Annotated in this window: 10 protein-coding genes; 6 read left to right on the top strand and 4 right to left on the bottom strand. The window is 53.7% G+C overall.

From position 1 onward, the window contains the following. Nucleotides 1–2 precede the first annotated feature (2 nt). From ACQ66Q_RS03470 to ACQ66Q_RS03455, 4 genes are all read right to left on the bottom strand, one after another. A complete protein-coding gene (locus ACQ66Q_RS03470; RefSeq protein WP_430455513.1) occupies nt 3–776 on the bottom strand; it encodes an enoyl-CoA hydratase in 774 nt (257 codons plus the stop codon). A 78-nt stretch (nt 777–854) separates the two neighbouring features. Beyond that, on the bottom strand, nt 855–2,012 hold the full coding sequence (locus ACQ66Q_RS03465) for an acyl-CoA dehydrogenase family protein (protein WP_430455512.1): 1,158 nt from the start codon (nt 2,010–2,012) through the stop codon (nt 855–857). Between the two features lie 111 nt (nt 2,013–2,123). Further along, a complete protein-coding gene (locus ACQ66Q_RS03460) occupies nt 2,124–3,620 on the bottom strand; it encodes a CoA-acylating methylmalonate-semialdehyde dehydrogenase (RefSeq protein WP_430455511.1) in 1,497 nt (498 codons plus the stop codon). Nucleotides 3,621–3,844: 224 nt separating this feature from the next. Continuing rightward, a complete protein-coding gene (locus ACQ66Q_RS03455; protein WP_430455510.1) occupies nt 3,845–5,023 on the bottom strand; it encodes an acetyl-CoA C-acyltransferase in 1,179 nt (392 codons plus the stop codon). A 355-nt stretch (nt 5,024–5,378) separates the two neighbouring features. On the opposite strand from ACQ66Q_RS03455, the gene ACQ66Q_RS03450 reads away from it, so the two are divergent. The 6 genes from ACQ66Q_RS03450 (at nt 5,379) to ACQ66Q_RS03425 (ending at nt 12,536) form a co-directional block, all read left to right on the top strand. Then, entirely contained in the window at nt 5,379–5,810 is a 432-nt protein-coding gene (locus tag ACQ66Q_RS03450; RefSeq protein WP_430455509.1) for a MerR family transcriptional regulator, read from the top strand. 50 nt (nt 5,811–5,860) lie between these two features. Further along, the gene (locus tag ACQ66Q_RS03445; protein ID WP_430455508.1) at nt 5,861–7,030 is read left to right on the top strand and encodes an isovaleryl-CoA dehydrogenase; all 1,170 of its coding nucleotides are present in this window, start codon (nt 5,861–5,863) and stop codon (nt 7,028–7,030) included. Nucleotides 7,031–7,103: 73 nt separating this feature from the next. After that, nucleotides 7,104–8,711: a carboxyl transferase domain-containing protein gene (locus ACQ66Q_RS03440; protein ID WP_430455507.1), complete on the top strand. Its 1,608-nt coding sequence runs from the start codon at nt 7,104–7,106 to the stop codon at nt 8,709–8,711. An 11-nt stretch (nt 8,712–8,722) separates the two neighbouring features. Beyond that, nucleotides 8,723–9,562 carry an enoyl-CoA hydratase-related protein gene (locus ACQ66Q_RS03435; RefSeq protein ID WP_430455506.1) on the top strand — a complete coding sequence of 280 codons (840 nt, stop codon included), beginning with the start codon at nt 8,723–8,725 and terminating at the stop codon, nt 9,560–9,562. A 14-nt stretch (nt 9,563–9,576) separates the two neighbouring features. Continuing rightward, nucleotides 9,577–11,589 (top strand): acetyl-CoA carboxylase biotin carboxylase subunit, encoded by a 2,013-nt coding sequence (locus tag ACQ66Q_RS03430; protein WP_430455505.1) that lies wholly within the window; start codon nt 9,577–9,579, stop codon nt 11,587–11,589. Further along, nucleotides 11,586–12,536: a hydroxymethylglutaryl-CoA lyase gene (locus ACQ66Q_RS03425; protein ID WP_430455504.1), complete on the top strand. Its 951-nt coding sequence runs from the start codon at nt 11,586–11,588 to the stop codon at nt 12,534–12,536. Before ACQ66Q_RS03430 ends, ACQ66Q_RS03425 begins: the two co-directional genes overlap by 4 nt. Nucleotides 12,537–12,599 lie beyond the last annotated feature (63 nt).

The following is a 12,599-nucleotide window of genomic DNA, read 5'->3' as shown; positions in this document are numbered from 1 at the left end:
CCTTAACCGTTCACCCAATGTGGCGCACGTTTTTGTAAAAAAGCGCTGACCCCTTCGACCTGGTCTTTGGTATCAAACAGGCCAACAAATAGTTCGCGCTCCAGCGGCAGTGCGGCGTGAATGGTGCCACTGCGGCCCTGTTGGATCAGTTTTTTACAGGCGGTAACTGCCGACGGGCTTTGCTCGGCTACTTTTTCAGCGAGCGCCAGAGCAGCTTCTAACGCAGTACCGCTCGCGACCACTTCTTCGACTAAACCTATTTGCAGTGCTTTCTCAGCGGTCAGACGTTCACCACACAGGATCATCCGTTTCGCCCAGCCTTCACCGACCAGCCAGGCCAGATTTTGTGTGCCACCGGCGCAAGGCAATAAACCGACTTTGGCTTCCGGCAGCGCCATCTGTGCCTGCGTTTCGGCAATGCGGATATCACAGGCCAGAGCCACTTCCAGCCCACCGCCCATGGCATAGCCATTAATCGCCGCAATCGACGCACCACGGAACTGGCTCAGCGTTTCAAACGCCTCACCAAAAATCCGCGCCATATCACTGGCCACGGCTTTATCGCCGTCAGCGAACAAATTTAAATCAGCACCGGCAGAAAAAAACTTCTGACCTTCACCAGTGATCACCAGCGCATAGACCGATTTGTTTTGATTTAACTCGCGCACCATATCGCGCAGTGCGGTCAGTGTTTCGCGCGTCCAGGTATTGGCCGGCGGGTTGGACATCGTCACTAACGCGGTGTGACCACGGAATTCAAGTTTTAACTGGGCCATAGGGGTCCCTTTTTCTCATTTGCCATCAGCGGACGGCATCCGGCAGCCCGCCTCTTTGTTCTTATTTTGAAAACAGCGTTACCGAATATCAGAGGCTGCACTGTCGAGTAAGCGCCGGCCAATGATCAGACGCATGATTTCATTGGTGCCTTCCAAAATCTGGTGTACCCGCACATCACGGAAATGCCGCTCCAGCGGATACTCTTTGATGTAGCCGTAACCACCGTGAATTTGTAGTGCCTGATCACAGACCTGAAAGCCGATATCCGTGGCAAAACGTTTTGCCATGGCGCAATAAGCGGTCGCTTCCGGATCTTGCTGATCAAGTTTGAAGGCGGCCAGACGCACCAGCTGACGAGCGGCAACCAATTCAGTTGCCATATCGGCCAATTTAAACTGCAACGCCTGAAACGCCGCCAGTGGTTTGCCGAATTGCTCGCGCTCCAGCATGTAGTTGCGGGCGGTATTCAAAGCCTGTTGAGCTGTACCGATTGAACAGGTCGCAATATTGATCCGGCCGCCATCTAAGCCTTTCATCGCAAAAGTAAAACCCTGACCTTCAGCGCCCAATAAGTTTTCCGCTGGCACGCGGACATTGTCAAAAGTAACCAGGCGGGTCGGCTGCGCGTTCCAGCCCATTTTCTCTTCGGCTTTGCCATAAATCACGCCTTCAGCGTTGGCAGGTACAACAAAAGCTGAAATGCCTTTAGGACCGGCTTCGCCAGTGCGCGCCATCACTACTAAGACTTCAGTGCTGCCAGCACCGGAGATAAACATTTTAGAGCCGTTGATGACATAACTATCGCCGTCTTTTTTCGCGCTGGTACGCAGCGACGCCGCGTCAGAACCTGACCCTGGTTCAGTTAAGCAGTAGGATGCCAGTTGCTCACCGGTCACCAGCGTCGGACACCAGGCCGCTTTAATTGCTGCGGTGCCCCAGGTGGCAATCATCCAGGTCGCCATATTGTGGATGGTCAGCATCGCAGTGGTCGCGGTACAGCCCATCGCAAGTTGTTCAAAAATAATCGACGAATCAAGCCGGGACAAACCTAATCCGCCGGCGTCTTCCGGTGTATACAGGCTGCAAAATCCCAGTTCACCGGCTTTTTGCAGCACGTCTTTTGGAAAATGATGGTCGCGGTCCCACTGGGCGGCAAAAGGTGCCAGCTCAGTATCAGCAAATTGACGCGCGGTATCGGCAAAGGCTTTTTGATCGTCGGTTAAATTAAAATTCATCGTTTGACCTCGGTGTTGATCAGACCAGCCGCTGTTGTTTGAAGTGATGACCGGACTTAATAAAACATATTGGCGAAGCCACCGGTATAGCACCGATGGCTTCGCTGGGTATTAACGCAGATTGATCGACATGTTCGGGCCAGAAACCTGAACTTCGTCATCAAACCAACGCGCTGTAATGGTCTTGGTTTCGGTGTAAAAACGCACAGCTTGTTTGCCATAGGCGTGCTGGTCGCCGTAGAACGACCCTTTCCAACCGGTAAATGAGAAGAATGGCAGTGGTACCGGGATTGGAATATTGATACCGACCTGACCTACTTCAATCTCATGCTGGTATTTACGCGCAGCGTGGCCACTGGCGGTAAAAATTGATGTGCCGTTACCGTATGGACTGGCGTTGACCACACCGATAGCCGCATCCAACGAGTCTACAGTCATCGTGGTCAATACCGGGCCGAAGATCTCTTCTTTATAAATGGTCATATCAGTCGTGACATTGCTGAACACGGTAGGACCGACCCAGTTGCCGTTCGGGTAACCGTCGACCACAATACCGGAGCCGTCCAGTAAACAAGTCGCGCCCTCTTCTTTGCCTTTGGCAATCAGCGACAGCACGCGTGCTCTGGCTTGCGGGCTGATTTGCGGACCATAGGCCGCGTTTGGATCTGTGTACACGCCAGGACGGACTTTACCAATCGCTGCCGCCACTTCCGGGATCCATTCCGCCGCAGCACCAACAAACACCGCAACAGAAATCGCCATACAACGCTGACCGGCCGCGCCGACTGAGGCACCCACCAGCGCGTTTACAACTTGTTGTTTATTGGCATCCGGCATGATCACCATGTGGTTTTTCGCGCCAGCAAAGGCCTGGACGCGTTTCAGATTATCAGTACCGGTTTTGTAGATGTATTGGCCGACGTTGACCGAGCCGACAAATGAAATCGCTTTGATGTCCGGGTGATGCAGTAAGACGTCAACCTGCTCTTTACCGCCGTGCACCACTTGCAACACACCTTTTGGCGCGCCGGCTTCGGCAAAGAGTTCAGCAATACGGTTGACCGTCATCGGGTCTTGCTCAGACGGCTTTAACACAAAAGTATTGCCGCACGCGATAGCCATCGGGAACATCCACAGCGGGATCATCGCCGGGAAGTTAAATGGCGTGATCCCCGCACAAACACCCAGTGGCTGAATGTAGCTGTAGGTATCAATCGAACGTGCGACGTTTTCAACCGTTTCACCCATCATCAACGATGGAATATTGGCCGCTTGCTCAACCACTTCAATACCGCGCCAAACATCGCCTTTGGCATCTTCAACGGTTTTGCCCAGTTCACGGCAAATAATATCGGCGATTTCGGCCTGATGTTCTTTTAACAACACAGCAAAGCGCATCATCAGACGGGCGCGCTCAGACACCGGCGTTTCTTTCCAGCTTTGGAATGCGGTCTTCGCCGAGGCAATGGCCTGCGCCATTTCATCTGCGGTTGCACATGGCACCTGCGCAATCACTTCTTGCGTGGCCGGATTGGTCACCGGGATCAGTTTTTCACTTTTTGAGTGAACAAATTCGCCGTCGATAAACAGCTGAACCTGAGTCGTCATAGCATTTTCCCCGTTGCACGACCTGCCTTCTGAGCGGTCGCTGCGATAGTCTTAAACCGGTGTTCCGGTCGCCTGAATTTTTTGAAATCGCCGCAGCGATCCCGCTGTGCACCCGAAGTCTGTGCTTCTTATCGGCGCGGTTTTACCCTGTTTTTTTTCGTGGTTGCGCCAGTTGTAAAACAACTGGCGCATCGGCTGTTTGCCGGCTTTTTTATTGAGATTTCTTAAGCAACTTCAACGGCCAACGCCACTGCTTCACCGCCACCAATACAGAGGGATGCAATGCCGCGTTTTAAGCCGCGCGCTTTTAACGCATGGATCAGCGTCACCAGAATACGAGCTCCGGAAGCGCCAATCGGATGGCCTAACGCACAAGCGCCACCATTGACGTTCACTTTGGCCTCATCAAGTCCAAGTTCTTTCACTGCGAGCATCGTCACCATGGCAAAAGCTTCGTTGATTTCCCACAGGTCGACGTCATTGACGCCCCAACCCAGTTTGCTCAGCAGTTTTTGCATAGCGCCAACCGGTGCCACTGTGAAAAGTGCCGGTTCCATCGAATGGGTCGTATGACCGACTACCGTCGCCAGCACTTCACAGTTGTGCGCTTTGGCATTGCTTTCACGCATCAGTACCAGAGCGGCGGCGCCGTCAGAAATAGAAGACGAGTTGGCAGCTGTGATAGTGCCGTCTTTAGCAAAGGCTGGTCGCAGGCCTGGGATTTTGTCGATTTTGGCGTTGCCTGGCTGCTCGTCAGTGGCAAAGACAGTCTCGCCTTTACGGCTTTGAATAGTAACTGGTGCAATTTCGGCGATAAATGCGCCTTGCGCAATCGCTTGCTGGGCACGAGTGGTGGATTGAATGGCAAAGCGGTCCATATCTTCGCGGCTAAAACCCTGCTCATTGGCAGTACCCTGGGCAAAACAGCCCATAGCTTTACCGTCATAAGCGTTTTCGAGGCCGTCGAGCATCATGTGGTCTTTCACTTCGCCATGGCCCATCCGCATGCCGGCACGGGCTTTTGGCAGCAGATACGGCGCGTTGGTCATTGATTCCATGCCGCCGGCGATCACAACGTCAGCGCTGCCGGCTTTTAACAAATCATGGGCCAGCATCACAGTCTTTAAGCCAGAGCCACAAACTTTGTTTAATGTGGTCGCGCCTGCTGACAGCGGTAAACCCGCTTTTAATACGGCCTGACGTGCCGGCGCCTGACCCAGACCTGCCGGTAACACACAACCCATCAGCACTTCACTGATTTGTTCGCCAGCAATGCCTGCCTGTTCAACCGCCGCCTTGATCGCAACAGCTCCTAAATCCGGCGCTGTGACTTCGCTCAGGCCACCCATAAAACCACCCATTGCTGTGCGCTTGGCACCGACAATCACGATTTGCTCAGACATGCTTTTCCTCATCCCAATCAGCTTTAACCGAATTGTCGCTGAGCCTACACCAAATTTACGTTTACGCCAACGTCAACCATGCTGCACTTTGGTCTTATCAGTTGATCAGAGTTGTCTGTTTTAGCTGCCAGACCGCGTCTAATTTGGCAGCCAGACTTTACGGATCCGCAGCACGAATCGAACAATATGAAGTTGGAGCCCGCGATCAAACTTTATAAGAATCAAAGGTAAGCTACTGTATTTCATCTTTTTTTAAACATTTGCCAGGCGTTTCTTTCCATACGCCTGCCTGGCCCTAGCTTTACCTTTACGTAAACTTCACTTATAGTGACCAGCGATTCCGATGGTGGCTTTTATGACAGATAAAGATCAGACAACTTACAGCATCAGCGAACTGGCGAAAGAGTTCGATATTACGACGCGCAGCATCCGCTTCTATGAAGATCAGGGCTTGCTGACGCCACAACGCCAGGGCCAGACGCGGATTTACAGCAAACGCGACCGCGTGCGGCTGAAACTGATCTTACGCGGTAAACGCCTCGGCTTTAGCCTGGCTGAAACCGGTCAGTTGTTCGAACTCTACGACGCCGACAAATCCAGCGTGACGCAGCTGACCACCATGCTGAAACTGATTGAACTGAAAAAAACCGAACTCCACCAGCAACTAGACGACATTAAAGTCGTATTGATGGAACTCATTACCGTCGAAAAGCGTTGCCGTGACACGCTGACAGACGCGCGTCATATCGAAATGAAAAGCAGCGAACATAACGCTGCCAAAGAATAACAACTGCCAATTAACAGCCAGCCGCGATACCGGCAAACGGGGATAAACCAATGATTAGCCATTACAAAACACTGAACTTTGACTTAGGCGAAACCGTGGACATGATCCGCGAACAGGTGAACGCCTTTGCCCGCGAAGAGATCGCGCCCCGCGCTGCACAAATCGACCATGACAACGCATTTCCAAACGACCTGTGGCGTAAATTCGGCGATTTAGGCTTGCTCGGCATCACCGTCGACGAGCAATACGGCGGTTCAGGTTTGGGTTACCTTGAGCATGTGGTCGCGATGGAAGAGATCAGCCGCGCGTCTGCATCAGTGGCCCTGTCTTACGGCGCGCATTCGAACCTGTGTGTTAACCAAATTTTCCGTAACGGCACCGAAGCGCAAAAACAAAAGTATCTGCCAAAACTCTGTTCTGGTGAACACATCGGCGCCTTAGCGATGTCAGAGCCGAATGCTGGTTCTGACGTCGTGTCGATGAAACTGCGCGCCGACAAAAAAGGCGACGTCTATGTGCTGAACGGCAACAAGATGTGGATCACCAATGGTCCAGATGCGCACACTTATGTGATTTATGCCAAGACCGACGTGAACGCCGGCAGCAAAGGTATTACGGCCTTTATCGTCGAACGTGGTTTTAAAGGTTTTAGTCAGGCGCAGAAACTCGACAAGCTTGGCATGCGCGGTTCTAACACTTGTGAGCTGGTGTTTGAAGACTGTGAAGTGCCGGCTGAAAACGTGCTGGGTGACATTGGCAGCGGCGTAAAAGTGCTGATGTCCGGCCTCGATTACGAACGTCTGGTACTGGCCGGCGGCCCGCTTGGCATTATGCAGGCTTGTATGGACATCGTCGTACCTTACCTGCACGACCGCAAACAGTTTGGCCAGTCGATTGGCGAATTCCAGCTGGTACAGGGCAAACTGGCCGACATGTACACGCAGATGAACGCAGCAAAAGCTTATGTCTACACCGTCGCCAAAGCTTGTGACCGCCGCGAAACCACCCGCAAAGATGCAGCAGCCGTCATTCTGTACAGTGCGGAGCTTGCCACCAAAATGGCGCTGGATGCGATCCAACTTTTAGGCGGTAACGGTTATATCAATGAATACCCGACAGGCCGTTTACTCCGCGACGCCAAACTGTATGAAATCGGCGCCGGTACTTCGGAAATTCGCCGCATGTTAATTGGCCGCGAGCTGTTTAACGAGACTAAATAAACACTGGAGCGGCAGCCTGGAGCTGCCGTTTTTTTATCCCGTGGCGCGGGATCTGACTGGACAGGTGGATGCTGTGAGCAAAATTACCAGTAAAATCAACACACGAAGCGCTGAATTTCAGCAAAACGCTGCGGCCATGCAGGTGCTGGTCGACGATTTGGCGAGTAAGGTTCAACAAATTAAACTGGGCGGCGGCGAAAGCCTGATCGCCCGTCACACCGCACGCGGCAAGTTGTTCGCACGCGATCGCATTCAGAAATTACTCGACCCGGGCTCCCCTTTTCTTGAAGTCGCACAGTTCGCCGGTTGGGAATGTTATGACGACTATGTGCCGGCAGCCGGTGTAGTCGCCGGCATTGGCCGGGTCAACGGCGTCGAATGTATGGTCGTTGCCAACGATGCCACAGTCAAAGGCGGGACCTATTATCCGTTGACCGTGAAAAAGCATCTGCGCGCACAGGAAATTGCTGAGCGTTGCCACCTGCCTTGTATCTATCTGGTGGACTCCGGTGGTGCCAACCTGCCACGCCAGGACGACGTATTCCCAGACAAACTGCATTTCGGCCGGATATTCTTTAATCAGGCGAATATGTCCGCCAAAGGTATTCCGCAAATCGCCGTGGTGATGGGTCTTTGTACCGCCGGTGGCGCTTATGTGCCGGCGATGGCCGATGAGTCGATTATCGTCAAAGAACAAGGCACGATTTTCCTCGCCGGCCCGCCGCTGGTGAAAGCTGCCACTGGGGAAGAAGTCAGCGCGGAAGATTTAGGGGGGGCTGATGTGCACTGCCGGATCTCCGGCGTGGCGGACCACTATGCCCAAAACGACGACCATGCGCTGCAGCTGGCCCGCAATTCCATTTCGCGCTTAAATCGTGAAGCACCGGTGCTACGCGATGTAAAACCTGCTGAAGAGCCTTTATATGACGCGCAGGAGCTGTACGGCATCGTCGGAACGGACTTGAAAAAGCCGTTTGATGTACGCGAAGTTATTGCTCGAATTGTCGATGGTTCAGATTTTGACGAGTTTAAACAGCTCTATGGCCCGACACTAGTCTGTGGTTTTGCGCGCATTTTCGGCAATCCGATTGGCATCGTTGCCAATAATGGCATCCTCTTTTCCGAGTCGGCGCAAAAAGGCGCGCACTTCATCGAGCTGTGTTGCCAGCGCAAAATCCCGCTGCTGTTCCTGCAGAACATCACGGGTTTTATGGTCGGCCAGAAGTATGAAGCCGAAGGCATCGCCAAACATGGCGCTAAGATGGTCACCGCGGTGTCCTGCGCCAAAGTGCCGAAATTTACCATGTTGATCGGCGGCTCTTATGGCGCCGGCAACTATGGCATGTGTGGCCGCGCGTATGACCCGACGATGATGTGGATGTGGCCAAATGCGCGTATTTCAGTGATGGGTGGCGAACAGGCTGCCGGCGTGATGGCACAGGTCACCAAAGATGGTCTGGCACGTAAAGGCGAAACCTTGACCGCGGAAGCCGAAGCCGCCCTGAAGAAGCCTATTATCACGCAGTACGAACAACAGGGGCATCCATATTACGCCTCTGCCCGCTTGTGGGATGACGGCATTATCGACCCGGCACAAAGCCGGATGGTCGTTGGCCTGGCGTTAGCCGCTGCACTAAACGCACCGATCGAAGAGACACGCTTTGGCGTGTTCCGCATGTAAGGAAAACGATCATGCCACTGACCCAAACCGAATTCCTCGCCTATGGCGCTGAAAGTGATTACGTCGGCGTGCTGCGCCTGAACCGGCCAGAACTGCACAATGCCTTTGGCGATCTGATGATCGCTGAATTAATCAAAGCACTCGACGAGTTAGCCGCCCTGCCCGGTTTACGCGTATTGCTGCTGGAGTCGACCGGCAAAAACTTTTCAGCCGGCGCTGATTTAAACTGGATGCGCGCGATGGCGCAAAAGGATTATCAGCAAAATTTGACCGATGCCGGCGCGCTGGCGCTGTTGATGGAGAAGCTCAACAGCTTTCCTTTACCGGTGATCGCATTGGTGCAAGGTGCGGCCTTTGGTGGCGCTGTTGGCCTGGTGGCCTGCTGCGACATGGCTGTAGCCACGCCAAAAGCCAGTTTTTGTTTAAGTGAAGTCAAAATCGGCCTGATCCCGGCTGTGATCAGCCCCTATGTCGTGCGCGCTATCGGCGAGCGCGCCAGCCGGCGCTATTTCACCACAGCCGAACGCTTTGATGCGGCTACCGCGTTGCAGTTGGGCCTGATTAGTGAAATAGCGGTCAGCGAGATAGCCAGCAACGAAGAGCCCTCTGACCTACGCGCCAAAGCGCAGCCATTGATTGACGCCATTATCGCTAACAGCCCGCAGGCTGTGGTTGCTGCTAAAGCCTTAGTAGCTTATGTCGCCGACCAACCGCTCAGTGCAGATACTATCGCAGAAACGTCACGCCGTATCGCAGCCATTCGGGTGTCTGCCGAAGGACAAGAAGGCTTAACTGCCTTTTTAGATAAACGCACGCCGGCATGGCAACCTTCACTTAGCGAAGGCCAATAACAGGAAAAGCCCAGATGTTTAGCAAAATTCTGATTGCCAATCGCGGTGAAATTGCCTGCCGCGTGATCAAAACCGCCCAAAAACTGGGTATTCGCTGTGTCGCTGTCTATTCCGAAGCCGACGCCAACGCCCGCCATGTGCAAATGGCGGACGAAGCCTTTTTGTTAGGTCCAGCCCCGTCAAAAGACAGTTACTTGCGCGCCGATAAAATTCTGCAAATTGCCATACAAAGCGGCGCCCAGGCCATTCACCCGGGTTATGGCTTTTTAAGCGAAAACGAAGGCTTTGCCGAAACCTGCGCCAAAGCAGGCGTAGTCTTTATTGGTCCGCCAGTGCCAGCGATTGCGGCGATGGGGTCTAAAAGCGCCGCCAAAGAAATTATGAGTAAAGCCAGCGTCCCGCTGGTGCCTGGTTATCACGGTGATAACCAGGATGAGCAGTTCCTGGCTCAAGAAGCCGACCGTATCGGCTATCCGCTGTTGCTCAAAGCCGCATATGGCGGCGGCGGCAAAGGCATGAAAGTGGTCTGGCAAACCTCGGAGTTTCTCGAGCAGCTGCAAAGCGCTAAACGCGAAGCGCTGAATGGTTTTGGCAATGACAAAATCCTGATGGAGCGCTACCTGACCAAGCCACGTCACGTGGAAATTCAGGTGTTTGCTGATAATTTTGGCAATGCGGTCTATTTACACGAGCGCGATTGTTCTATCCAGCGCCGCCATCAGAAAGTGATAGAAGAAGCGCCAGCACCAAATTTCAGCGCAGAGCAGCGTAAAGCGATGGGCGAAGCCGCCGTCACCGCTGCCAAAGCCATCGGCTATGCCGGTGCCGGCACCGTTGAATTCCTGTTTGACGAAGACGGTTCTTTCTATTTTATGGAAATGAACACGCGGTTGCAGGTCGAGCATCCGGTCACCGAGATGATCACCGGCCAGGACTTGGTGAAATGGCAGTTACTGGTCGCAAGCAATCAGCCGTTGCCGCTGACGCAAGCTGAAATTCCGCTGGATGGCCACGCCATTGAAGTGCGGGTTTATGCCGAAGATCCAGACAACAACTTCCTGCCGGCGACCGGTAAACTGACGTACCTGCGCCAGCCGGATGAGCATCGCCATGTTCGGGTCGATACCGGCGTGGTCGAATATGACGAAGTATCGCCATTTTATGACCCAATGATCGCCAAGCTCATCGTCTGGGACGAAAGCCGCGACCTTGCCATCGCGCGGATGCGCCGTGCGCTCGATGACTATCGTATCGCCGGTGTCAAAACCAATTTAGCTTTCCTGAGCCGTCTGGTATCGCACCCGGCTTTTGCCGCTGCCGAACTCGATACGCATTTTATTGAACATCATCAGGCCGAACTGTTCGCGCCGGAGCAATCCGAACCACTGCAAGCCTTATTGCTGGCAGCGCTGTACTTATTGCTGTTGCAACAACCGAAAACCTCCGGCAATTCGCCATGGAGTTGCGGCTACGGTTGGCGCTTAAACGAAGCAGCACAAGTGCGCTTTACGCTGCAACATGGCGAGGTAGCACAACAGGTCCAGATCCAAAGCACGGCAACGGGCCATCAACTCTGTGTTGGTGATTATTGTATCGAAGCCAAAGCCGAACTGAATGCTGACGTGCTGACCGCCACCTTGTCCGGCGCCCAAGGCAGCCAGCACCAGTTCCAGGTGCGCGTCAGCCAGTACCAACAAAATGGCCAGCAAAAGATGGTATCAGTGTTTATCCGCCACCAACGCTTTGATTTTGTTTATCAAACCCAGGTTGAAGTGGCTGCTGCAGATGAGTCCGCCGGTAGCTTAAAAGCGCCGATGAACGGTACTGTGGTTGCTGTGATGGTCAGCGCCGGTCAGCGCGTGCAAAGCGGTGACACCTTGTTGGTGATGGAAGCGATGAAAATGGAATATGCCATCAAAGCGCCAGCCGATGGCGTCGTCAACAGCGTGTTCTATCAAGCCGGCGATCTGGTCAAAGACGGTGCTGAGCTGGTCGACTTTAGCGCAGACGCCGGAGACAAAGTATGAACATGATGCTTTCGGACTCTTGTCAGTTCCCGTCGAGCGTGCGCATTGTCGAAGTTGGCCCGCGGGATGGTTTACAAAACGAAGTCGCGGTGCCACTAGCGGCTAAAATTGCGTTGGTCGAAGCATTGGCAGACGCCGGCCTCACGACCATCGAAACTGGCGCTTTTGTCAGCCCGAAGTGGGTACCGCAAATGGCTGATTCAGGCCAAGTGTTTAGTGGTATCAGCCGTAAAACCGGTGTCACCTACGCGGCACTGACACCCAATCTGCAAGGCTATCAGGCGGCGCGCGCCGCGGGTGCTGATGAAGTCGCGATTTTTGGCGCCGCATCGGAAGCCTTTTCGCAAAAGAATATCAATTGCTCAATTGATGAGAGTCTGGCCCGATTTGCCCCGGTTCTGGCTGCCGCAAAAGCGGACGGTGTGCGGGTGCGGGGTTATGTATCTTGTGTCGTCGGTTGTCCTTATCAGGGCGCAGTCGCGCCAGCCGATGTTGCGCGCGTTGCCAAAGCACTGCTGGACATGGGCTGCTATGAAATATCGCTCGGCGACACCATCGGTGTCGGTACGCCGGCGAATGTGTCTGCGATGCTGGATGCGGTGCTTGCAGTAGTGCCACTGGACAAAATTGCGATACATTTTCATGACACTTACGGTCAGGCGTTAACAAACATTTACGTCGCGCTAAGCCGCGGTATCGCAGTGATTGACAGCGCTGTAGCCGGTCTCGGTGGTTGTCCTTACGCTGCCGGCGCGTCAGGCAATGTTGCCACTGAAGATGTGGTGTATTTGCTGAATGGTCTTGGCATTGGCCATGGCGTTGAGTTACAAAGCCTCGCCCGCGCTGGCTGGGCCATCACAGCGGCGCTCGGCAAGAAACCTAGTTCTAAAGTAGGATTGGCGCTGCAGGCAAAGTGTCAGCAAAATGCGGCGTTATCCGCGGAGTAAACCGGATCAGCACGTCAGCTTCGGCGCCTTATAAATTTCTGACAACGAATTACAAACAACGCA

It is taken from the genome of Rheinheimera sp. (assembly GCF_965283995.1).
GTDB lineage: Bacteria > Pseudomonadota > Gammaproteobacteria > Enterobacterales > Alteromonadaceae > Pararheinheimera.
Note: the sequence above shows the minus strand (reverse complement) of the source record. Positions and strands in the feature narration are given on the sequence as shown.